The sequence below is a fragment of the Mycobacterium basiliense genome (genome assembly GCF_900292015.1).
Lineage (GTDB): Bacteria > Actinomycetota > Actinomycetes > Mycobacteriales > Mycobacteriaceae > Mycobacterium > Mycobacterium basiliense.
The window spans coordinates 2,234,910-2,256,492 of the sequence record NZ_LR130759.1; the positions used below are offsets into that span (position 1 = coordinate 2,234,910).

20 protein-coding genes are annotated in these 21,583 nt (G+C 64.4%); 12 read left to right on the forward strand and 8 right to left on the reverse strand.

Features of this window, described 5'->3' with window-relative positions; translation table 11 throughout:
• Nucleotides 1-90: 90 nt before the first annotated feature.
• Nucleotides 91-2,919 (forward strand): aminotransferase class I/II-fold pyridoxal phosphate-dependent enzyme, encoded by a 2,829-nt coding sequence (locus MB901379_RS09645; RefSeq protein WP_158016468.1) that lies wholly within the window; start codon nucleotides 91-93, stop codon nucleotides 2,917-2,919.
• Nucleotides 2,920-2,932: 13 nt separating this feature from the next.
• Here the strand turns inward: MB901379_RS09645 and MB901379_RS09650 are convergent, their stop codons facing one another.
• Both MB901379_RS09650 and MB901379_RS09655 read right to left on the reverse strand, forming a co-directional pair.
• A complete protein-coding gene (locus tag MB901379_RS09650) occupies nucleotides 2,933-4,168 on the reverse strand; it encodes an FAD-dependent monooxygenase (RefSeq protein ID WP_158016469.1) in 1,236 nt (411 codons plus the stop codon).
• 22 nt (nucleotides 4,169-4,190) lie between these two features.
• Complete coding sequence (locus MB901379_RS09655; RefSeq protein WP_158016470.1) at nucleotides 4,191-4,502, reverse strand: hypothetical protein; 312 nt, start codon at nucleotides 4,500-4,502, stop codon at nucleotides 4,191-4,193.
• A 440-nt stretch (nucleotides 4,503-4,942) separates the two neighbouring features.
• On the opposite strand from MB901379_RS09655, the gene MB901379_RS09660 reads away from it, so the two are divergent.
• Nucleotides 4,943-5,464 (forward strand): hypothetical protein, encoded by a 522-nt coding sequence (locus tag MB901379_RS09660; protein ID WP_158016471.1) that lies wholly within the window; start codon nucleotides 4,943-4,945, stop codon nucleotides 5,462-5,464.
• A gap of 27 nt (nucleotides 5,465-5,491) precedes the next feature.
• Here the strand turns inward: MB901379_RS09660 and MB901379_RS09665 are convergent, their stop codons facing one another.
• From MB901379_RS09665 to MB901379_RS09685, 5 genes are all read right to left on the reverse strand, one after another.
• Nucleotides 5,492-6,544 carry a carboxymuconolactone decarboxylase family protein gene (locus MB901379_RS09665; RefSeq protein ID WP_158016472.1) on the reverse strand — a complete coding sequence of 351 codons (1,053 nt, stop codon included), beginning with the start codon at nucleotides 6,542-6,544 and terminating at the stop codon, nucleotides 5,492-5,494.
• Entirely contained in the window at nucleotides 6,541-7,161 is a 621-nt protein-coding gene (locus tag MB901379_RS09670; RefSeq protein WP_158016474.1) for a TetR/AcrR family transcriptional regulator, read from the reverse strand. Before MB901379_RS09670 ends, MB901379_RS09665 begins: the two co-directional genes overlap by 4 nt.
• Nucleotides 7,154-8,011 carry a TIGR03619 family F420-dependent LLM class oxidoreductase gene (locus MB901379_RS09675; RefSeq protein WP_158016476.1) on the reverse strand — a complete coding sequence of 286 codons (858 nt, stop codon included), beginning with the start codon at nucleotides 8,009-8,011 and terminating at the stop codon, nucleotides 7,154-7,156. Before MB901379_RS09675 ends, MB901379_RS09670 begins: the two co-directional genes overlap by 8 nt.
• Before the next feature lie 92 nt (nucleotides 8,012-8,103).
• Entirely contained in the window at nucleotides 8,104-8,643 is a 540-nt protein-coding gene (locus MB901379_RS09680) for a GNAT family N-acetyltransferase (RefSeq protein ID WP_158016478.1), read from the reverse strand.
• A 15-nt stretch (nucleotides 8,644-8,658) separates the two neighbouring features.
• Nucleotides 8,659-9,864 carry a serine hydrolase domain-containing protein gene (locus tag MB901379_RS09685; protein WP_158016480.1) on the reverse strand — a complete coding sequence of 402 codons (1,206 nt, stop codon included), beginning with the start codon at nucleotides 9,862-9,864 and terminating at the stop codon, nucleotides 8,659-8,661.
• 383 nt (nucleotides 9,865-10,247) lie between these two features.
• Between MB901379_RS09685 and MB901379_RS09690 the strand changes: the two genes are divergently transcribed.
• The 5 genes from MB901379_RS09690 (at nucleotide 10,248) to MB901379_RS09710 (ending at nucleotide 16,062) form a co-directional block, all read left to right on the forward strand.
• Entirely contained in the window at nucleotides 10,248-11,120 is an 873-nt protein-coding gene (locus MB901379_RS09690; RefSeq protein WP_158016482.1) for an LppX_LprAFG lipoprotein, read from the forward strand.
• Between the two features lie 272 nt (nucleotides 11,121-11,392).
• Nucleotides 11,393-12,862: a fatty acid desaturase gene (locus MB901379_RS09695; protein WP_158016484.1), complete on the forward strand. Its 1,470-nt coding sequence runs from the start codon at nucleotides 11,393-11,395 to the stop codon at nucleotides 12,860-12,862.
• Nucleotides 12,859-14,040 carry a type III polyketide synthase gene (locus tag MB901379_RS09700; RefSeq protein WP_158016486.1) on the forward strand — a complete coding sequence of 394 codons (1,182 nt, stop codon included), beginning with the start codon at nucleotides 12,859-12,861 and terminating at the stop codon, nucleotides 14,038-14,040. The genes MB901379_RS09695 and MB901379_RS09700 overlap by 4 nt, the downstream gene beginning before the upstream one ends.
• Nucleotides 14,041-14,150: 110 nt before the next feature.
• Nucleotides 14,151-15,059, forward strand: a complete 909-nt coding sequence (locus tag MB901379_RS09705; RefSeq protein ID WP_158019058.1) for a sulfotransferase domain-containing protein — start codon at nucleotides 14,151-14,153, stop codon at nucleotides 15,057-15,059.
• A 10-nt stretch (nucleotides 15,060-15,069) separates the two neighbouring features.
• On the forward strand, nucleotides 15,070-16,062 hold the full coding sequence (locus MB901379_RS09710; protein WP_158019059.1) for a sulfotransferase domain-containing protein: 993 nt from the start codon (nucleotides 15,070-15,072) through the stop codon (nucleotides 16,060-16,062).
• Nucleotides 16,063-16,065: 3 nt separating this feature from the next.
• Here MB901379_RS09710 and MB901379_RS09715 read toward each other — a convergent pair whose 3' ends face one another.
• Nucleotides 16,066-16,707: a class I SAM-dependent methyltransferase gene (locus MB901379_RS09715; RefSeq protein WP_158019060.1), complete on the reverse strand. Its 642-nt coding sequence runs from the start codon at nucleotides 16,705-16,707 to the stop codon at nucleotides 16,066-16,068.
• A 254-nt stretch (nucleotides 16,708-16,961) separates the two neighbouring features.
• On the opposite strand from MB901379_RS09715, the gene pyrR reads away from it, so the two are divergent.
• The 5 genes from pyrR (at nucleotide 16,962) to carA (ending at nucleotide 21,577) form a co-directional block, all read left to right on the forward strand.
• Nucleotides 16,962-17,534, forward strand: coding sequence for a bifunctional pyr operon transcriptional regulator/uracil phosphoribosyltransferase PyrR (pyrR, locus tag MB901379_RS09725; protein WP_158016490.1), 573 nt, complete (start codon nucleotides 16,962-16,964; stop codon nucleotides 17,532-17,534).
• Nucleotides 17,531-18,493 carry an aspartate carbamoyltransferase catalytic subunit gene (locus MB901379_RS09730; RefSeq protein ID WP_158016491.1) on the forward strand — a complete coding sequence of 321 codons (963 nt, stop codon included), beginning with the start codon at nucleotides 17,531-17,533 and terminating at the stop codon, nucleotides 18,491-18,493. Before pyrR ends, MB901379_RS09730 begins: the two co-directional genes overlap by 4 nt.
• On the forward strand, nucleotides 18,490-19,794 hold the full coding sequence (locus MB901379_RS09735) for a dihydroorotase (protein WP_158016493.1): 1,305 nt from the start codon (nucleotides 18,490-18,492) through the stop codon (nucleotides 19,792-19,794). Before MB901379_RS09730 ends, MB901379_RS09735 begins: the two co-directional genes overlap by 4 nt.
• Nucleotides 19,791-20,303 (forward strand): PH-like domain-containing protein, encoded by a 513-nt coding sequence (locus MB901379_RS09740; RefSeq protein WP_158016495.1) that lies wholly within the window; start codon nucleotides 19,791-19,793, stop codon nucleotides 20,301-20,303. The genes MB901379_RS09735 and MB901379_RS09740 overlap by 4 nt, the downstream gene beginning before the upstream one ends.
• A 155-nt stretch (nucleotides 20,304-20,458) precedes the next feature.
• The gene (gene carA / locus MB901379_RS09745) at nucleotides 20,459-21,577 is read left to right on the forward strand and encodes a glutamine-hydrolyzing carbamoyl-phosphate synthase small subunit (RefSeq protein WP_158016497.1); all 1,119 of its coding nucleotides are present in this window, start codon (nucleotides 20,459-20,461) and stop codon (nucleotides 21,575-21,577) included.
• Nucleotides 21,578-21,583: the final 6 nt, after the last annotated feature.

Below are 21,583 nucleotides of genomic sequence, written 5' to 3' on the forward strand. Positions count from 1 at the left end.
AGAGTGAGTCTTCGGGTATGACAGGTACGCGCGCGCGCTACTAAACGGCTGCCCGACGGCGCGTCCCGCACCACAAGGACAGGTGACGACATGAAGCGATACAGCACCCGACCGCGACGACTTCGTGTCTCGGCATTGGCAGCGGTGGCCAACCCGTCGTATGCACGCGTCGACACGTGGAATCTGCTCGATGACGCATGCTCGCACCTTGCCGAGGTCGACCTCGCAGGGTTGGACACCGCCCACGACATGGCGAAGGTGCGGCGGCTGATGGACCGCATCGGCGCCTACGAACGCTACTGGCTCTATCCGGGCGCGGAGAAGCTAGCCACGTTTCGCGCTCACCTGGAAAGCAAGTCCACGGTGCGGCTCAAAGAAGAGGTGTCGCTGGCCGTCCGTCTGCTGGGTGAATACGGCGACCGCACAGCGTTGTTCGACACCTCCGCGCCGCTGGCCGAGCAGGAGCTGGTGGCCCAGGCCAAGCAGCAGCAGTTCTACACCGTGTTGGTTGCCGACGACGCGCCCACGACCGCGCCCGACTCTTTAGCCGAAAACCTTCGGGCACTGCATAATCCGTCTGACGACGTTCAGTTTGAAGTGCTGGTGGCGCCCAGCGTCGAGGACGCCATCACCGCGGTGGCGCTCAACGGCGAGATCCAGGCCGCCATCATCCGCCACGACCTGCCGCTTCGGTCCAGGGACCGGTTACCGCTGATGAACACGTTGTTGGGGGCCAACGATGACGTGGTGGCTTCCGACAGTCCGCACGACTGGATCGAATGTGGTGAGTGGATCAGGGAGCTGCGCCCGCACATCGACCTTTACCTGCTCACCGACGAGTCCATCGCGGCCGGCAACGATGACGAGCCGGACGTCTACGACCGCACTTTCTACCGGCTCAACGATGTCACCGATCTGCACAGCACAGTGCTCGCCGGGCTGCGGAACCGGTTTGCCACACCGTTTTTCGATGCCCTGCGCGCCTACGCGGCGGCACCTGTCGGTCAATTCCACGCGCTTCCCGTCGCGCGCGGTGCCAGCATTTTCAACTCCAAGTCGCTGCAGGACATGGGTGACTTCTACGGCCGCAACATCTTCATGGCCGAGACGTCGACCACTTCGGGCGGTTTGGATTCTCTGCTGGACCCGCACGGCAACATCAAGAAAGCGATGGACAAGGCCGCGCACACCTGGAACGCCGACCACACCTACTTCGTCACCAACGGCACTTCCACGGCGAACAAGATCGTGGTGCAGTCGCTGACCCGGCCGGGCGACATCGTGCTGATCGACCGCAACTGTCACAAGTCACACCATTACGGCCTGGTGCTGGCCGGCGCGTATCCGTTGTATCTGGACGCCTATCCGCTGCCTCAGTTCGCCATCTACGGAGCGGTATCGCTACAGACGATCAAGAAGGTGTTGCTGGACTTGGAAGCGGCCGGACAGCTGCACAAGGTGCGCATGCTGCTGTTGACCAACTGCACCTTCGACGGCGTTGTCTATAACCCGCGCCGCGTGATGGAGGAAGTGCTGGCGATCAAGCCAGACATCTGTTTCCTGTGGGACGAGGCCTGGTACGCGTTTGCCACCGCCGTGCCGTGGGCCCGGCAACGTACCGCGATGGTATCCGCGGAATATCTCGAGTCGATGTTGGCCTCGCCGGAATACGCCGAGGAATACGAGGCTTGGCGGGCCTCGATGGAGGGGGTGCCGCGCTCGGACTGGGCGGATCGCCGGCTGCTACCCGATCCCGCTCGCGCGCGGGTCCGGGTCTATGCCACGCACTCCACGCACAAGTCGCTGTCGGCGCTGCGGCAGGCCTCCATGATCCACGTCCGTGATCAGGACTTCAACGCGCTGACCCGCGACGCGTTCGGTGAGGCATTTCTGACCCACACCTCGACGTCGCCGAACCAGCAACTTCTGGCCTCGCTGGACCTGGCCCGCCGGCAGGTCGATATCGAGGGCTTCCAGCTGGTCCGCCAGGTCTATGACATGGCGCTGGTTTTTCGGCACCGGGTTCGTAAGGACCGGCTGATCAGCAAGTGGTTCCGGATTCTCGACGAATCCGACTTGGTGCCCGAGGAGTTCCGGGCCTCGGCGGTCAGCTCCTATCGGCAGGTGCGGCAGGGTGCTTTGGCCGAGTGGAATGAGGCGTGGCGGTCCGATCAGTTTGTGCTGGACGCGACGCGGGTCACGTTGTTCATCGGGGCGACGGGAATGAACGGATACGACTTCCGCGAGAAGATCCTGATGGAGCGATTCGGCATCCAGATTAACAAGACCTCGATCAACAGCGTGCTGCTGATCTTCACCATCGGTGTCACCTGGTCCAGCGTGCACTATCTGCTCGACGTCCTGCGTCGGATCGCCACCGACTTTGACCGAGGCCAGAAGGCCGCCAGCGCGGCCGACTGGGCCCTGCACCAGCGCCGGGTCGAGGAGATCACTCAGGACTTGCCGCACCTACCCGACTTCAGTGAATTTGACGTTGCGTTCCGTCCCGACGACGCAAGCAATTTCGGCGATATGCGATCGGCCTTCTACGCCGGTTATGAGGAATCCGACCGCGAGTACGTGCAGATCGGTCTGGCTGGTCGACGGCTCGCCGAGGGCAAAACCTTGGTGTCCACCACATTCGTCGTGCCCTACCCACCGGGGTTCCCGGTCCTGGTTCCAGGTCAAGTGGTGTCCAAAGAGATCGTCTATTTCCTGGCCCAGCTCGACGTCAAAGAAATTCACGGCTACAACCACGAACTGGGGTTGTCGGTGTTCAGCGAGCCCGCGCTCAAGCGCATGGAGGCGGCCCGCAGCGTGATCGCCTCGGCAGGAGCGGGGCTGCCTGCCTTCGAGGTGCCGGTGGATTCGTCGGTGGTGAACGGCGACGGTGTGCTGCAGGCGGTCGCCGAAGATTGATGCCGGTGACCCGCTATGCGTGCTGGCTGGGGCGCAGAGCGGGATAGTCGGGCAGGTCGACCGATTCGGCAACGGTGAACCATTTTCTTTCCGCGATCGGACGAAACGGCCAACGCTGCATGTATTTCATCGCCAGGGCCGTCATGCGGATGTCGGAGGCGGACATCGGTAGATAGCGATCGATGGTGTTCGGCAGATCCTGGCACTTGGCTACGTACGGCCGCATGACCGTCGCGTAGCGGCCGAGCGCGTCCGCGAGTAGCCCGCCATCGATGGTGTCATCGTGTGCCGGGCCCAACTCGCCGGCCAGCACATAGGCACCCACCAGCGCCAGGCTGGTGCCCATGCCGCTGAGCGGCGACGCGCAATAGCCGGCGTCGCCAACCAGCGTCACCCGCCCACACGACCAGGTATCCATCTGGATCTGGACGATCGCGTCGAAATAGAAGTCGTCGGCTTCGCGTGCGGCGGCGACCAGGGCATCGGATTGCCAACCGGCGCCGGCGAAACGGGCGGCCAGCAGGTCGCGTTGCGCATCGAGATCGGCGCGGTCGTAGCGGATCGGATCGGAGCGAAATGCCAGGCCGGCCTTGGCTATCGCCGGATCATGTGACGGGCGCAGCGACGCGTTGCGGCCGCCGGGTGCCTGGTACATCAGGTACCAGCCGTCGAGGCCGACGGTGTCGGGCGCGCTGAACCAGGCGTTGTAACCGCCCAGTGCGCGCACAAATTTCTCCTCGGGACCGAAGACCAGCCGTCGTACGGTCGAATGCGGGCCGTCGGCGCCAACCACCAGATCCGCGCGCAGCGTCGATCCGTCGGACAACGTCGCCAACACGGCGTCATCGGAAGGTGCCAGCTGGGTGATGCGGCTGCCAAAGCGGTAGTCGGTACCGGCCGCGGTGGCACCGTACAGCACGTCGACCAGATCGCCGCGCAAGATCTCGAGCTGGCTTACCGGGCCGTTCCCGTGGAACGCCTCGACCGGCATCTCGGCGCGACGCCGGCCGTCGGCGTGCACCCAGGCGATGCCCCGCTGTCTCAGGCTGCGCTCGCGCATCTGGTCCAGCAGCCCCATCCGCTCGGTGACATGGCGCCCGGCCCCCCGTAGGTCGACGGTCTGACCACCCGGGCGGATGCCATCGGCCAGCTCCAGTACCACCACGTGGTAACCGATGCGGCCGAGCCAGAACGCCAACGCGGGTCCCGCGATCCCCGCGCCACTGACCAGTACGGTTGGTTTTGCCACGCGGCTCAGCCTAAGCCAACGGTTACTCGGGGATGGTATACAGCTCGTGCGCCATGGCGCGATTGCGTTCCTCAGTCTGCTGGTAGCTGGTGACCGTGACGTGTATCCGTTGCGCTAGTCCGCGCAGGGCATCGCTAACCCGGACGATATTCGTATCTAAACTTGCCACGATCTCTGGCGATATTTCATTGAAGTTGGCCGACGCGTCGTCAAGTCCGAGCGCAAGATAAGGCTCCGTGAGACGCTGGGAGGCGATCTGTGCGGAAATTACGCCCAGGCGATCCGCCAATGAACGGAGGGCTGGGAAGCTTGTGACCCCTGCCGGCATCGTCATTGTTGGCTCCTTCTCTGCGAATGTGCCGGCGCTGGCTGCTTGCGTGTTAGGTATTTCTCGGTTGGACTGGCGCCTGAAGTACGGTGTCATTATTCCTAAGTAACCCGCACCGTTGTCAACCGTTGGCACGCTCAGATTGTCTCGTTAGCGCTGGTGGATCCGCGTCATCAAGGTGCGTGTGGCTCGTCGGTGAATTTTTCGCCTGCTGTTGCTGAATTTGTACCGATGTTTCGTATCGAGTGTTCCCATTTCGGCGCCTAGGGGAGCGATGAAGTTTCTCGTGCGTTGATGAATAATATTGCGCAAGTTCGATGAATTTCGCAGTCGCCGAGACTATTTACCCGGGGAGATTTTCAGCTGAACTCGTAGACGATATCCCGGGTTCATGTTATTGGTACTAGCTGATGCTGCACGGCGCTACGTCTCAGGAGGTAAGCATAATGCCGATCCCAAGGCCGACCGGCCAAGTCGAAACCATTCTGATGACCGGTGCTAACGCGTGGCCCGACATCGATGAAGACGCCGTATTTGCCCAGGCGGCGAGGATCAAGGCGACTTCGGCGGTGCTCACCGCACAGAAGGCAGCTTGTGACGAGCTCTTGGCAGGTCTAGGACTGACGTGGTGGGGAGAGGCTGCCGAGGCAGCCATGGCCAACCTTGAAGCCATCGTGCGCGAACTAGATGGGGTACTGACGGACCTCGCGGCCGCGGAGGAATGCTACGACGACTTAGCCGAAGAGGTGGACGAGTTGAAGGGCGCCATCACGTACAGGGTCGAGCTCGCTCAAGCCACGATCAATATGCTGAAGACCCAGCCCGAGGGCGCCGCAGACATCCCGGAGATCGTCGAAGCGGTGTCTGCGCTGAACGTCGCTGCGGTTTCCGCGCTCGCGGCAGCAATTCAGGAGGAAGGCGGGGTACTGTGCGAGGACCTCGTAGGGCCGACGGTGCATGCTGAATGAGCTGTTGGGCCACCGCCCGCGCGTGGATCACCCGCCCCAGCCCGTGCCGTGGTGCTGGCCGTTCGGGTTCGGCTGCTCGATCGCCGGCTGGGTGATCCCGTTGCCGATGCGGCGTGCGGCGGCCCACGCGGCCCACGCCAGCGCGTTGACCAGCGCCGCATCGGTAGCTAGTGCCGGTCGTGCGGCGGCGACGTCGGCGCCGGTGACCTGGTGCGGGGCCAGGCTGGTCAACAGGGCAAGGCGGGTGGCTGCTCGCAGGTCGGCAGGCAGCTGCGCGGTGTGCTCGGTGGTCCAGCCGCTGCTCAGTGGCATGGGGTCGCCACGCCAGGAATCCACGACCCGCCGCACCAACTGCCGGCTAGGTTCGGTTAGGTGCGCCGAGGTCTCCAGGTGATGGTCGAGCGCGGCAATCGCGGTGGCCAACGGCAAAGATGAAGCGGCCCAGCGGAGTTCGTGGGGTAGTGCTCGGGATGTTAGTCGTTGGGTGGACAGTCCGGATGGGCGGTCGGCGCGCGCCTTGCGGCCGAACGCCAGCCCACCGGCTCGCCGGAGCAAGGCCTGGGTGCGCCGACCCCCGGGCAAGAAGGTCTCGTCGAGCAGGACCAGGACAACCCGCGCGATGAAGTGGAATGCCAGTGCGGTGCCGATATATTCGGCCTCCTCTGCCGCGCCGAAGGGTACCTCCTGCCGCGACAGCTGCCCGGTGCCGGCGGCCCATGCCACCAGCGGTGCATTCGGATCGTCGGCGGATAGCTCCTTGTCGGCTGCGATCGCGGCTGCCGTGTCGCTCGCGCCCGTGGCGTAGAGCAGGGTGGTGTGAGCGTCGACGCACCACGGGCAGCGCAGGCCGGCCGCGACCGCGGCCGCGACGGCCTCCTTGCGAGCGCGGGGCACCTGTCCCGCCATCAGGGATTCCCGCACCGTTGCCCAGGCGGCGGCCAGCAGTCGTTCATCGGGGGAGAACATGACCATCGGCTCGACGACTCGTCCGAAATCGTGACGCACCTCGGCGTACACATCGGCGACGCAGCCGACGGCTCGCCTGGGCGTCACTGGCTCAATATGGTTGATGAACTTCACTTCTCGTCCCCCTTGGCGCCGGCGCCGGCTCGTGCCAGCGCCGTGTCGATGGCCGCGCGGGCCCGGTCGCAGGCGTCGTCGTCGTCCAACAGCAGGCGGGACCAGTTGGCCTCCATCGCAAATGCGTGCAACTCGAATGCCAGCTGGCGTGCTTCGACGTGCGCGCCCAACTGCCCGAGGCGTTGCGCCGCTTCGATTTCGGCCGTCATTGCGGCGATTCCTGCGTGGCCGGCCTCGGCGATGAGGTCACGCACCGGCCCGGGCCGCGAGTCGACATCGGCGGACGCGGCGACAAAGAAGCAGCCACCGGTGAACACATCGCGCTCGAGGTAGCCGACCCATGCTCGCATCAGGGCCCGCAGCCGGCCCAGCCCGGCCTCGGCTGCCAGTGCAGGGTTGAGGACCTCCCGTTCGAACACGCCCATGGCGGCGTCGACGGTGGCCAATTGCAGCTGTTCTTTGGCGCCGAAGTGGCGAAACAGGCCCGATTTGCTCATCCCGAGTTCGGTGGCCAGCTCGCCGATAGACAGCCCGGCCAATCCCTTGACCGATGCCACATTCATCGCGGTGTGGAGAATCTGTTCGCGGGTCTTGCGGCCAACTTCCGCACTAGGCATGGCTTTTCGCTTCCGCCCCGAATTCCTCGAGCAACGGTGCCAAGCTGTCCATCGCCGATTGCACCTCGTCGTGACCTGCGGAGGGGAGTGTTAGCGCGACTTCGTCGACACCGGCCACCCGATACTTCTCCAGCGTCGCCGGGTCGCCTGCCGATGAGTACACGCACACCTGCGCGCTGGCCGGGTCGCGTCCGGCCCGCGCGAATGCGGAGCGCAACATGGTAAGCGCCCCAATGGTTTCTCCGTATCCTTCGATCGGTTGCCACCCGTCACCGTGACGGGCAATCACATCAAAGGCCCGCGCGCCGGACCGGCAACCGAACAGCACGCTCGGGCCGATCGGGGGTTTAGGCCAGGCCCATGAGGGTGGTACCGAGGCGTGCGGCCCTCGATAGGGTGTCGGTTCGGCGGCCCACAGCGCACGCATGGCCCCAAGTTTGTCCACCGTGACTGCGATCCGGTCGGCGAACGGCACGCCATGGTCGGCCAGCTCTTCAACATTCCACCCGAACCCGATTCCTAGCACGAACCGGGAGTTCGACACGGTGCACAGGGATGCGATCTGTTTGGCCAGCAGGATGGGATCGTGCACAGCAACCAGACAGGCCCCGGTGCCTACCCGCAATCGGGTGGTTACCGCAGCGGCCGCGGTGAGCGCGACGAAGGGGTCGAAGCAGCGGCGGTACCAGTCGGGCAGCTCACCGCCCGGCCACGGCGTGGCTCGACTGATCGGCACGTGCGTCTTCTCGGGTACGTATAGGCCGTCGAACCCACGCTCCTCGGCCCACCCCGCGACCACCTGCGGGGGTGGAGTCAGATCGGTCACGAACTGCATTACGGAAACACGCACGACGACGCCTCCCTGTTAGGAACGAACGTTCGTTCTTAACGCTAGAATCGGCCGATGTGCGCTGTCAACGCCCGGTCATCCGGGTGCGCGATTCAGCGCAGGATCTTCGCGTAGAGCAGGCTGTCATCCGGTTCGGGCGCCACGTTCGGGTAAACAGCATTCCGAGCCAGGCGGCCCTCCAATACGAACCCTGCCCGCTGCAGTAGCAGCGCCGACCTGCCGTTGTCGACATGGCAGGTGGCCCACACCCGATAAATCGCGGGGTCGGCGGCGAGCTGGTCCAGCAGCAGGTTGAGTGCTTCGGACATCAGACCCATGCCCCACCATCGCCGAGCGAGGCAGTAGCCAACCTCCGCGGAGTGACGCGCGAACCTGCGGCAGCTGAGGAGTCCAACGATGTCATTGCTGCCGCGCAGGGTGACCACCCAGGTTCGCTCGCGGTCGGCCTCGATCAGCTGGTGCAGAATCACCCGGCGCGTTTCTGCCGCATCGGGATGGACGGTCCACAGCAAGAATCGGGTGACTTCGGGATCACCGGCGATCCGTTCGAACAATGCGTCTGCGTCGTCGAGCACCGGTGGGCGTAGCAATAGCCGCGGGCCGGAAAGGTGTGGGGAAGGGAACCGCGTCATGGTGCCGGCTCACCGCTACAGTCCGAGTGCACGGTAGGTGTGGCGGACGAACCTCGGTTGTGCGGTCCGAAGCTTCGCCAGACCCGGGTTACCGGCGACGGCGTCCGCCGCGTTCACCGACAAGTCCGGGCAGTGTTGGATCAGGTACAACAGGACCAGGTTGGCGGCGGGGTCGGCCTGCCACCACGTGCCATACGCGCCGGGCCAACTGAACGTGCCCAGGCCACCCGGCCCGAACAGCGGAGCGGACTTGGCAGGGTCGGTCACCACCGACAGGTTGAGCCCGAACCCGCGGCCCACCCAGAACGGTGCTCCCAGGAAGTTGTGGCGCTTGTGCTCGTCGCTCAGCCTGTCGGTGCGCATCAGGCGTGCTGACTCCGCCGACAAGACCCGAACCCCGTCGATCATTCCGCCGCCCAGCAACATCCGGATAAGCCGCAGGTAATCATCGGCGGTCGAATACAGGCCGCCACCGGCGTTACAGAACTTCGGCGGCATCACCCGAGGCGGACCCATGACGTCATGCCGTAACCGGTTCTGCTCGTCGAGCCGATACATCGTCGCCACGCGCCCTCGTGCTTCGGTCGACACGAAGAATCCCGTGTCGACCATGCCCGCCGGACCCAGCACTCGTTCCTCAAGCACTTGGTGACACGGCTTGTCATCGATGCGGGACACGATGACCCCGAGCACGTCGATGGCATGGCTGTAGGTCACCCGCTCGCCGGGCTGGTGCACCAGGGGTAGCGCGGCGAGTTCGGCCAACCAGGCGTCCGAACCCTGGCCGAATGGCAGCCGCATGTATGCCCGGGAGATGGGCCCGGAGACCGAAAAGCTGTACGCCAGCCCACTGGTATGGGTGAGCAGATCCTCCACCAGGATCGGTCGCCGGGCGCGATGGACCTGGTCCACGGGGCCGTGCGGATCGTCTAGCACCGTCAGGTTGGCGAGTTCGGGTGCCCAGCGGGTGACCGGGTCGCGCAACGTCAGCTTGCCCTCGTCGACCAGGCTCATCGCCGCGGCCACCGTGACTGGCTTGGTCATCGACGCGATGCGAAACAGCGTGTCTCGTCGCATCGGCAACCCGGCGTCGACGTCTTGGTAGCCGACTTCGTTGACCTGCAACACTTCTCCGTTGTGCCAAACGACCGTCACGGCACCGGAAAGCAAGCCGGCATCGCAGACCTCACGAATTGCTGCCTGATTACCGCCGAGATTCACCCGGTTTAGGTTAGCCGCATGGCGTCGCCGGGCACGGCAATCCGGCGACTGGCGACCAGCGGAGCCCGGTCCGCGAACGTGCACGTCATCCGCCGCCTTGGCGCCGCGCGCCCGATCGTTGCTTCTGGGAAAAGGTTTCCACGCCGGCTGACGCATGTTACTGTCGCGCTCTCCGGCAAATGTGATCTGGGGAACATGCTGTGAGGGCAACGGCGTAGCTTCAACGACAGTGTCGTTGCTGGTGAACCAGGGTGCGGGGAGCAGTCACCCAGACCCGCAGCCATGGGCGGGGGTCCGACCGCTGGACGCCGTCCGTGCCGTACCAGGAGGGCGGTGACCGCTGCCCACTACAACCGGTTTGGACAACTCAGCAAAGGCTGGCCATGAATGGCTTGAACTCGCAAGCACAAATCTCCCACCGCAGCGTCTCCCCGCGGCCCGCGACCAAGGTGTCCATAGCGATCCTGTTCGCGGCAGCACTTGTCGGGACCGTCGTTGCGGGATGCGGACAAAAATCGACCACCGCGACTTCTCAGACTCCCGGTGCATCTGGGACCTCTGCCACGACCGCGCCATCGGGGACATCGGGCTCCCCGGCACCGCAAGCCCAACAGATCCTGCAAGACAGCTCCAAGGCGACCAAAGGCCTACATTCCGTTCACGTGGCGGTGAACGTCACCGATCTTCCCACTTTGCCTTTCGAGAGCGTCAACGCTGATGTGACCAATCAGCCGCAGGGCAATGGTCAGGCGGTGGGCAATGCGAAGGTTCGAATGAAGCCAGACACTCCGGCAGTCGCTACCGAATTCCTGGTCACCAACAAGACCATGTACACCAAGCAGGACGGCACCTACACGTCGGTTGGCCCGGCGGAGAGAATTTATGACCCGGGCATCATCCTGGACAAAGACCGCGGCTTGGGCGCTGTCATCGCGCAGGTGCAGAACCCGAAGATGGAGGGAAACGAAACGGTCGACGGCATAGCCACGATCAAGCTGTCTGGCACCATCGACGCCGCGGTGATCGATCCGATCGTGCCGCAACTGGGCAAAGGCGGGGGCACCCTGCCGGTCACTTTGTGGATCGTTGACACCAGTGTGCAGACCCCGGCGAGTTCAACCGCCCAATCGCCTGCGCCAGCACCCAGCGCTGCGGCGAACCTGGTTCGGATGGTTGTCAACAAAGACCAAGGCAACGTGGACATAACGCTGTCCAATTGGGGGGCGCCGGTCACCATCCCCAACCCGACCGGGTAGCAGCCGCGAGGTGAACTTCGGATTGGGAACCAGCCCGCGGCTGCTGCGGCGTGGCATGGACGCTCGATAGTCTCCGGGTTGGTTCTCGTCCGCTGTTTTTCCTGCGCGCAACGGATCTGGTGCAGCGTCATGGCGGACACCGCAATTCGGCGATCCGGAATTCCCTGGAATTCCTTTGAGAATCCTCCAAGACCGTCCCTCCACCATTGGGTCACTTCGCCGGAAACGACGGCTAGCAACCGATCTCATTGACCAGACCTGGAGGAATACGAATGACGAACGACCTCCCAGAAGTTCGCGAGCGTGGCCCAGGTCCACGCCCTGCTCCTCCTCCGGGTGGGCCGCCGATGTCAGACGTATGGGTCTACAAGGGACGGGCCTACGACCTTAGTGACTGGATATCCAAGCATCCCGGTGGTGCCTTCTTCATCGGTCGAACCAAGAACCGCGATATCACCGCCGTCATCGCGGCCTACCACCGCGATCCAGCCAAGGTCGAGCGGATCCTGCAGCGGCGGTACGCGTTGGGACGCGACGCAACTCCGAAGGACATCCATCCAAAGCACAACGCCCCAGCGTTTCTGTTCAAAGAGGATTTCAACAGCTGGCGCGATATCCCGCAGTACCGCTTTGATGACAAGAACGATTTGATGCACCGCGTCAAAGCGCGTCTGAGTGAGCCCGCGCTAGCCGCCCGCATCAAGCGGATGGATACGCTCTTCAACGTTATTGTCGCGACATTGGCTGTCGCATACCTTGCGGTGCAAGGGTTACGGCTGAGCGACCCTCGATGGATGCCGCTGCCGGCCTTTGTCATTGCGATGGTGGTGCTGCGCAGCTCGCTTGCCGGATTTGGCCACTACGCACTGCATCGCGCCCAGCGGGGCATCAACAGGGTCCTGGGAAACAGCTTCGACATGAACTACGTGGCGCTGTCCCTGGTCACCGCGGACGGACACACGCTGCTGCATCACCCGTACACGCAAAGCGATGTCGACATCAAGAAGAACGTGTTCACTATGATGATGCAACTGCCGCGGTTGTATCGCGTTCCCCTGCATACGATTCACAAGTTTGGTCACATGTTCAGTGGCATGGCTATCCGGATTGCCGACGTCTGCCGTGTCACGCGCAAGGCGGGCGTCGAGCAGGCCTACGGCAGTTGGCGCGTCGCGCTGCCGCACTTTCTCGGTTCCTCCGGCGTGCGTTTGCTCCTGGTAACCGAGCTGCTGGTCTTTGTTCTGGCCGGGGATTTCTGGGCGTGGGCACTGCAATTTGTCGCGACGCTGTGGGTCAGCACCTTCCTGGTGGTAGCCAGCCACGAGTTCGAGGATGACCGTGAAGACGAGGTGGTCGAGGGTAACGACTGGGGTGTAGATCAAGTCGTGCACGCCAACGACTTGAAAGTGATTGGAAATCGCTACGTCGACTGCTTCTTGTCGGCCGGTCTGAGTTCGCACCGCGTCCACCACGTATTGCCGTTCCAGCGCAGCGGGTTCGCCAACATCGTCACCGAGGACGTACTACGCGAGGAGTCAGCAAAATTCGGTGTCGAGTGGCTTCCCGCCAGGAGCTTTGTCACCGACCGGCTGCCCAAGCTGTGCCGCACGTATCTGCTGGCGCCGTCGCGTCTTGCCCGGGAAAAGAACTGGGACTTGCTGCGCGAACACTGCTCGCCGGCAGCGTGGAAAGCCAGCGTCGGCTATGTGGTGGCCGGCTTCGTCGGAATCGGGTCGGTATGAGCGCCGCGGCCGAGGGCGGCGCAGTGCGCCGCACCGACTACCAGCCACAGTATGATCTCGCCCAGCTGCCGCCGGCCCCACCGACCACGGTCGGCGTTATCGAAGGCATGGCGACCGGCGCGCCGCAACGGGTGGTCAGTCAATCCGATGCGGCCGCGTGTGTAGCCCAGTTGTTCGCTGATCCACACCAGCGCGAACGGATTCCACGGGTTTACCAGAAGACACGGATAGATACCCGCAGGATGGCTGTGGACCCGCTCGACGCCGAGTTCGAGGCGTTCCGACGTGAATCGGCAACCGTCCGCGACCGGATGAACCTGTTTTTTCAGCACGCCGTACCGCTCGCCGTCGAAGTGTCCGGGCGGGCGCTCGCGACTCTTCCCTACGGGCCGGAGGAGATCGGGATGCTGGTGTTCGTCACCAGCACCGGGTTCATCGCTCCGGGCGTCGACGTCGCGATCGTCAAAAAGCTTGGACTGTCTCGCTCGATATCGCGCGTCGTAGTCAACTTCATGGGGTGTGCGGCCGCAATGAACGCCATCCGCACCGCGACGAACTACGTTCGTGCCCACCCGAGCATGAAGGCGCTGGTGGTGTGTATCGAATTGTCATCGGTGAACGCCGTTTTCGCTGACGACATCAATGATGTGGTGATACACAGTCTGTTTGGTGACGGGTGCGCGGCAATGGTAATCGGGGCCAGCCAGGTTCGGCAGCCACTTCCCGCAGGCAGCGTGGTGATCCGCAGCAGTTTTTCCGAGCTGCTTGACGGTGCCGAAGACGGCATCGTGCTCGGTGTCAACCACGACGGCATCACCTGCGAGCTGTCGGAAAATCTTCCGGACTATATCTACCGTGGAGTCCGTCCGGTAGTCGCAGAGATGTTGCGGGACAACGGATTGTGCAAACCTGATGTCGATCTGTGGGCGATCCATCCGGGCGGGCCCAGAATCATCGAGCAGTCGGCGCGGTCGCTGGGGATTCCCGCAGAGCTGGCCGCTCAGAGCTGGGATGTACTCGCTAGATTCGGCAACATGCTCAGCGTATCGCTGATCTTCGTGCTGGAAATGATGGTGCGGGAGGCGGAGTCGGATAAACCCATTTCGACAGGTGTGGCTTTCGCGTTCGCTCCGGGCGTCACCATTGAAGGCATGTTGTTCGACATTGTCCGGCGGTGAGCAGCAAACCCCCAATGGGCCAACGCTATTGAACAGGAGAAGTCGTGGCTGTGATTTCCGGCAAGGAGGGCGTCTACCGCTCGGTCCCCCGCGTTGCATACCGCTCCTGGATGAGCGACAACCTGCGATGGGACGCGCTGGAGCTGCGCGATGGTGACATCATCATCTCCGCGCCTCCGAAGTGCGGCACCACCTGGACGCAGCGGCTGGTGTCCCTGCTGATCTTCGATGGGCCCGCCTTGCCGGGGCCGATGCAGATGATGTCCCCATGGCTGGACCTGACCGCCCAGCCGATCCAGGAAGTAGCCGCCGCTCTTGCCGCGCAGCAGCACCGGCGGTTCATCAAGACCCATACGCCGCTGGACGGCCTGGAGCTCGATGATCGCGTCAGCTATATCGCGGTGGGCCGTGATCCGCGCGATGCCGCGGTCTCGATGCTGATGGACCAGGACCGGATGCGGGCGCTGCACGAGGCGGCCGGGCCGGCCGGCCAGCGATTCGCCCCGCCTGGGCTCGATTTCGATGGCGACTTCACCCCGCTCGACGTGCTGCGCCGCTGGATGGACGGACCCGTCACGCCCACCGAGGGGATAGCGTCGCTAGCGACCATCCTGCACCACTTCGGTACCGCATGGGACCGTCGCCACCTGTGCAACGTGGCCATGTTTCACTACACCGACTATCGGGTCGACCTCGTCGGGGAGCTCGTCCGCCTGGCGGCTGTCCTAGGTAGGGACCTAGATCGTGACCGCGCCGCCGAGCTGGCGGTGCACGCCAGTCTCGACGCCATGCGAGCCCGCGCCCCCGAGCTCGCCCCGAGGGCTACCGCCGGCATCCGACCGAAGGCCGAACCGCACCACAACGACCCGTTTTTCCGGTCCGGTGGCAGCGGCCAGTGGTGGGAGATATTCACTGAGGCCGAGCACGAACGCTATCCCAACCGTGCGGCCGAGCTCGCCGGGCCGGAGCTGCTCGCCTGGGCGCACGAGGGACGGAGGGGCTATGACCCCGCCGGGTAGGGATGGCCTGATGACCGGCCGGGCCCTGTACCGCTCTTGGATCAGCGACAACCTGAGGTGGGATGCGCTGGAATTGCGCGACGGCGACATCGTCATTTCGGCGCCATCGAAGTGTGGCGTCACCTGGACCCAGCGGCTGGTTTCACTGCTCGTTTTCGACGGACCGGATTTGCCCGGCCCCATGTCGACGGTCTCACCCTGGCTGGATCGGACGATCGTGCCGATCGATGAGGTCGTGGACACCCTCGCCGCCCAACGCCATCGACGGTTCATCAAAACCCATACGCCGCTGGACGGCTTGAGGCTCGACGATCGCGTGACCTATATCGGAGTGGGCCGCGATCCACGCGATGCCGCGATGTCCGAACTGTTCCAGTGGGACAACATGAACCACATGAGCCTGAATCGGGTGCAGCCCCTCGATCGGGCGGCCACCGGGATTGCTCCGGCTGGCGACCGTGCCCCCGTCGAAGCGTTCCGGGACTGGATGGAGGGTCCGATCATGCCGCCCCAGGGTGCGGGTTTGCGGCCGCAGGGCAGGGGATTCATGGCGCCCAACGGGCGGGACGAGATGCCGCCCGTCAAGCACATGGGCTCGCTCGCCAACATCTTGCACCACTTCGGCACGATCTGGTCGCGACGTCAGCTGCCCAACGTGGCCATGTTCCACTATGCCGACTACCGGGTGGACCTGGTCGCTGAGCTGCTCCGGCTGGCGCGAGTCCTCGGTATGGAAATCGGTCGTGAACGCGCCGAGCAACTGTCGCGACATGCCACGCTGGACTCGATGCGGGCCCGCGCGGCGGATCTCGCGCCCGAGTCCACCGAAGGTATTTGGCGCAGCAATGAACGGTTTTTTCGGGCCGGTGCCAGTGGGGAGTGGCAGGAGTTTTTCAACGAACGCGTTTACCGGCGCTACTACGATCGGATCAACCAGCTGGCCCCGCCGGATCTGCTCGCCTGGGCGCACGAGGGGCGGGAAGGATGCGACCCCGCCGGCTAAGGTTCAGACCGCGGCGCGGCGTCGGGCGCGAACGTACCAGAACGCCATTTCTGTTTCGGCTCCGTCGATTTCGCGGCGGACAGTCACCGTCTCCAGCGACTCGATATCCCACCCTGTGTCGTCGAGCACGGCTCGTAGGGTTTGCTCGGACACCGCCGGTCGGGGCCAATCCTCGTGCGCCGGGTTGGCGTCGCAGAAGCAACTGATCAACAAGGTGGCGTCGGCCCGAGTGGCTCGGTGCACGGCGGTGGCGTAGCTGCGCTTGCCGTCGTCGTCGAGACAGTGGAACATCCCGCTATCGATAACGGTGTCGAATGCGTCGGTGTACCCGTGCAACATGGTGGCGTCGGCCACCGCGAATGTCACGTCGACCCCGGCGTCGCTGGCGCGACGTTGGGCGGTGGTGAGCGCGGTGGGTGAGATATCCAAGGCGGTCACGCAATACCCGTGCTGAGCTAGGTAGACGGCGTTGTCGCCGAGTCCGCAGCCCACGTCCAGAACGTTCCCGTGGACCCAACCGCCGTTCTGCCACGCAATGACGTTGTCTTTGGGCGCCTTGGTATCCCAGGGTGGCTTAGACATGGGCGGGATACCGGCGCCAGGGCTCTCACCGCGGTACAGCGCATCGAAATCTATCCGCTGCAAGTCGGCGGGAAAGTCCGAGGACGGTGAGCCGGTCACCTTGGCCAGGGTATAGCCGATTGCCGAGGCTGGTGCCGGCGGGTTGTGCCGCACCGGTCGCGGCTGGACCCCTGTGGCCGCTGTGGCAGGAGTCACCCCGACGCCTCCGCCACGTGACCCGGATCGCCGCCACGGCGGTCACCAGTGTTACGCTCCCGGACAGTCGACATCCTTTAACGATCCGTCCGGAGAGGCGGAGAAGGAGGTCAAGGCCTCGCATGGGTGCTGCCGGTGATGCGGCCAGTGGCCGGGATTCGCGAGAATTGATGTCCGCGGCCGATGTTGGTCGGACCATTTCTCGCATTGCGCATCAGATCATCGAAAAAACCGCGCTGGATGCCCCCGACGCGCCGCGGGTGGTGCTACTGGGCATCCCGACCCGCGGCGTAATTCTGGCCGATCGGCTGGCAACTAATATCGGCGAATACAGCGGCATTGAGGTCGGCCACGGAGCGCTGGATATCACCCTGTACCGCGATGATTTGATGAGCAAGCCGCCGCGGCCGCTGGAGGAGACGTCCATTCCCGCCGGCGGAGTCGACGACGCGCTGGTGATTCTGGTCGACGACGTGCTGTACTCCGGGCGTTCGGTGCGCTCCGCTTTGGACGCGTTGCGGCATGTGGGCCGGCCCAGCGTGGTGCAGTTGGCCGTGTTGGTCGACCGCGGCCACCGGGAGCTGCCGGTGCGCGCCGATTATGTGGGCAAAAACGTTCCGACCTCACGCAGTGAGAGCGTGCATGTTTTGCTCAGCGAGCACGACGATCGCGACGGCGTGGTGATCTCCCGATGACCCCGCGGCATCTGCTGGCCGCAGGCGACTTGAGTCGCGACGACGCCACCGCAATCCTCGACGACGCGGACCGGTTCGCCCAGGCCTTGGTGGGTCGCGAGATCAAGAAGCTACCTACGCTGCGCGGTCGCACGGTGGTCACGATGTTCTACGAGAACTCGACGCGAACCCGGGTGTCCTTCGAGGTGGCCGGCAAGTGGATGAGCGCTGACGTGATCAACGTCAGCGCGACCGGGTCTTCGGTGAGTAAAGGCGAGTCGCTGCGGGATACCGCGTTGACGCTGCACGCGGCCGGGGCGGACGCGCTGATCATCCGACACTCGGCATCGGGCGCCGCGCGGCTACTGGCCGACTGGACTGCGAGTCCGTCCGGCGGCGGCCCATCGGTGATCAATGCCGGTGACGGCACCCACGAGCACCCAACCCAGGCGTTGCTGGACGCGCTGACCATCCGGCAGCGGCTCGGGGACATTGCCGGCCGGCGTGTGGTCATCGTCGGCGACATTCTGCATAGCCGGGTGGCGCGCTCCAACGTCATGCTGCTGGCCACGTTGGGTGCCGAGGTGGTGTTGGTGGCGCCGCCCACGTTGCTGCCGGTGGGTGTTGGCGATTGGCCGGTCACCGTCTCCCACGACTTCGACGCGGAGCTGCCGGCCGCCGACGCGGTGCTGATGTTGCGGGTCCAGGCCGAGCGGATGAATGGTGGCTTCTTCCCCTCGGTGCGTGAGTATTCGACTCGGTACGGGCTTTCCGATCGTCGCCAGGCGATGCTTCCCGGCCATGCAGTGGTGCTGCATCCCGGACCGATGCTGCGCGGGATGGAGATTGCATCATCGGTTGCCGACTCGTCGCAATCGGCGGTGCTGCAACAGGTTTCCAACGGGGTGCATGTTCGCATGGCGGTGTTGTTCCATGTCCTGGTTGGCACGGACTCGGCCGGGGAAGAAGGTGCGGCATGAGCGTGCTGCTGCGCGGCGTCCGGCTCTATGGTGAGGGACAACCGGTCGACGTGCTGGTCGGCGGTCCCGGCTATGAGGGCCAGATCGCTGATATCGGTCCTGGACTTGCCATTCCGGATACCGCAGATGTTATCGATGCTACCGGGCAGGTGCTGTTGCCCGGATTGGTCGATCTGCACACGCACCTGCGAGAACCCGGCCGTGAATATGCGGAGGATATTGAAACTGGTTCGGCCGCAGCGGCTCTGGGGGGCTATACCGCGGTCTTTGCGATGGCCAATACGCACCCCGTGGCGGATAGTCCGGTGGTCACCGAACACGTCTGGCATCGCGGCCAGCAGGTAGGGCTGGTGGATGTGCACCCCGTCGGCGCGGTCACCGTCGGGTTGGCCGGTGTCGAGCTCACCGAGATGGGGATGATGAACGCCGGTGCTGCCGGGGTGCGCATGTTCTCCGATGACGGCCTGTGTGTCCACAACCCGTTGGTGATGCGCCGCGCCCTGGAATATGCCACCGGCCTGGGTGTGCTGATCGCTCAGCACGCCGAGGAGCCCCGGCTGACTGAAGGTGCGGTTGCGCACGAGGGCCCGGCCGCCGCACGGCTGGGCCTGGCGGGATGGCCCAGAGCGGCCGAGGAATCGATCGTTGCTCGGGACGCCCTGCTTGCCCGCGATGCGGGCGCCCGCGTGCACATCTGCCATGCCTCTACCGCAGGCACCGTTGAGATATTGAGATGGGCTAAAGAACAAGGCATTTCGATCACCGCCGAAGTCACCCCCCACCACTTGATGCTTGACGATGCCAGGTTGGCCAGCTACGACGGAGTCAATCGGGTCAACCCGCCGCTGCGTGAAGCCTCCGACGCCAGCGCGCTGCGCCAGGCGCTGGCCGACGGGATCATCGACTGTGTGGCAACCGATCACGCCCCGCACGCCGAGCACGAGAAGTGCGTCGAGTTTTCCGCTGCGCGCCCTGGCATGCTCGGGTTACAGACCGCGTTGTCGGTGGTGGCGCAGACCATGGTGAACCCGGGCCTGTTGACCTGGCGCGACGTCGCGCGGGTGATGAGTGAGAATCCCGCGCAGATCGTGGGCCTGCCTGACCATGGCCGCCCGCTGGCGGTGGGGGAGCCGGCCAACCTGACCGTGGTGGACCCGGACGCCACCTGGCTGGTCGCGGGCGGCGAGTTGGCCAGTCGGTCGGCCAACACGCCCTATGAGGCAATGACATTGCCCGTCACCGTCACAGTGACGCTGCTGCGCGGGAAGATCACCGCACGGGACGGGAAGAGCCCGGCATGAACTCTGGCACGCTGATCGGCTCGCTGATCTTCGCAGCCATGCTGGTGGTGTTGATCGCAGTCGTGATGCAGCTGATGATGCGCGGCTGGCGCCGCCGCGCGCAGCGTCAGGCGGAGTTGATTGGCGCTTTGCCCGATATGCCCGAGCGGGTGGGCGGGGCGACCATCAGCACGCGCGGCACGTATGTCGGATGCACATTGTCGCCGGCCTGGAACGACAGGGTCGCGTTCGGTGACCTCGGCTACCGCGGCAAGGCGGTGCTGACCCGTTATCCGGAAGGGATTTTAGTGGAGCGGGTTCGCGCTCGGCCGATCTGGATTCCGCAGGAGTCCATTGCCGCCGTCCGAACCGAGCATGGCATCGCCGGTAAGGTGGCCGCCCGCAACGGAATACTGGCGATCCGGTGGCGGTTGCCGTCGGGCACCGAGATCGACACCGGATTCCAAGCCGACAACCGCGATGAATACGACCACTGGCTGGAGCCTGGAATGGAGGAGCGGCGCCGATGAGCTGCGCGGACGACGATGCAGAGCGAAGCGATGGGGAGGAGCGGCGCCGATGAGCTGCGCGGACGACGATGCAGAGCGAAGCGATGGGGAGGAGCGGCGCCGATGAGCTGCGCGGACGACGATGCAGAGCGAAGCGATGGGGAGGAGCGGCGCCGATGAGCAAAGCCCAACTGGTACTCGAAGACGGTCGGGTCTTCACCGGAACCCCGTTCGGGCAGATCGGCCAAACCCTCGGGGAAGCCGTATTCAGCACCGGCATGTCCGGTTACCAGGAAACGTTGACCGATCCCAGTTACCACCGCCAGATCGTGGTGGCCACCGCACCACAGATTGGCAACACGGGCTGGAATGGTGAGGATGGCGAGAGCCGCGGCGACAAGATCTGGGTCGCCGGTTATGCCGTGCGAGACCCGTCGCCGCGTGCCTCCAACTGGCGCGCCACCGGCACCTTGGAAGACGAGCTGATCCGCCAGCAGATCGTCGGTATCGCCAGTATCGACACCAGAGCTGTGGTGCGTCATCTGCGCAGTCGAGGCTCGATGAAAGCGGGGGTGTTCTCGGGTGCGGCGCTCGCCGAGCCTGACGAGCTCGTTGAGCGGGTCCGTGCTCAGCCGCCGATGTTGGGGGCCGATCTCGCAGGAGAGGTGAGCACACCCGAGGCTTATGTTGTTGAACCCGAAGGACCGCAGCGGTTTACCGTGGTTGCGCTGGATCTTGGCATCAAGACCAACACACCGCGTAACTTTGCCCAGCGCGGGGTCCGCAGCCATGTGCTGCCCTCGTCGGCAACATTTGATCAGATCAGCGACCTCAAGCCGCACGGCGTGTTCCTATCCAATGGCCCAGGTGACCCGGCCACCGCTGATCACGTCGTGGCGCTGACCCGGGAGGTGCTGGGCGCCGGAATCCCGTTGTTCGGAATCTGTTTCGGAAATCAGATTCTTGGTAGGGCGTTAGGGCTGTCGACCTACAAGATGGTGTTCGGTCACCGTGGGATCAACATTCCGGTTATCGACCACGCCACCGGGCGGGTCGCGGTGACCGCGCAGAACCACGGCTTTGCTTTGGAAGGTGAGGCGGGCCAGTCGTTCGATACGCCGTTCGGTCTTGCGACAGTGAGCCACACCTGCGCCAACGACGGTGTGGTCGAGGGTGTCAGGCTGGTTGACGGACGGGCCTTTTCGGTGCAATACCACCCTGAGGCGGCCGCCGGACCGCACGATGCGGCATACCTTTTCGATCAATTCGTCGACCTAATGGCAGGAAAAGACTGATGACCG

What these genes read in the sequence shown, in the direction of transcription:
- carA (WP_158016497.1), top strand. Translation starts at nt 20,459, where the DNA reads ATGAGCAAAGCCCAACTGGTACTCGAAGACGGTCGGGTCTTCACCGGA.
- MB901379_RS09710 (WP_158019059.1), top strand. Translation starts at nt 15,070, where the DNA reads ATGACCGGCCGGGCCCTGTACCGCTCTTGGATCAGCGACAACCTGAGG.
- MB901379_RS09660 (WP_158016471.1), top strand. Translation starts at nt 4,943, where the DNA reads ATGCCGATCCCAAGGCCGACCGGCCAAGTCGAAACCATTCTGATGACC.
- MB901379_RS09670 (WP_158016474.1), bottom strand. Translation starts at nt 7,161, where the DNA reads ATGCCTAGTGCGGAAGTTGGCCGCAAGACCCGCGAACAGATTCTCCAC.
- MB901379_RS09740 (WP_158016495.1), top strand. Translation starts at nt 19,791, where the DNA reads ATGAACTCTGGCACGCTGATCGGCTCGCTGATCTTCGCAGCCATGCTG.
- pyrR (WP_158016490.1), top strand. Translation starts at nt 16,962, where the DNA reads ATGGGTGCTGCCGGTGATGCGGCCAGTGGCCGGGATTCGCGAGAATTG.
- MB901379_RS09695 (WP_158016484.1), top strand. Translation starts at nt 11,393, where the DNA reads ATGACGAACGACCTCCCAGAAGTTCGCGAGCGTGGCCCAGGTCCACGC.
- MB901379_RS09700 (WP_158016486.1), top strand. Translation starts at nt 12,859, where the DNA reads ATGAGCGCCGCGGCCGAGGGCGGCGCAGTGCGCCGCACCGACTACCAG.
- MB901379_RS09645 (WP_158016468.1), top strand. Translation starts at nt 91, where the DNA reads ATGAAGCGATACAGCACCCGACCGCGACGACTTCGTGTCTCGGCATTG.
- MB901379_RS09730 (WP_158016491.1), top strand. Translation starts at nt 17,531, where the DNA reads ATGACCCCGCGGCATCTGCTGGCCGCAGGCGACTTGAGTCGCGACGAC.
- MB901379_RS09690 (WP_158016482.1), top strand. Translation starts at nt 10,248, where the DNA reads ATGAATGGCTTGAACTCGCAAGCACAAATCTCCCACCGCAGCGTCTCC.
- MB901379_RS09705 (WP_158019058.1), top strand. Translation starts at nt 14,151, where the DNA reads ATGAGCGACAACCTGCGATGGGACGCGCTGGAGCTGCGCGATGGTGAC.
- MB901379_RS09655 (WP_158016470.1), bottom strand. Translation starts at nt 4,502, where the DNA reads ATGACGATGCCGGCAGGGGTCACAAGCTTCCCAGCCCTCCGTTCATTG.
- MB901379_RS09680 (WP_158016478.1), bottom strand. Translation starts at nt 8,643, where the DNA reads ATGACGCGGTTCCCTTCCCCACACCTTTCCGGCCCGCGGCTATTGCTA.
- MB901379_RS09735 (WP_158016493.1), top strand. Translation starts at nt 18,490, where the DNA reads ATGAGCGTGCTGCTGCGCGGCGTCCGGCTCTATGGTGAGGGACAACCG.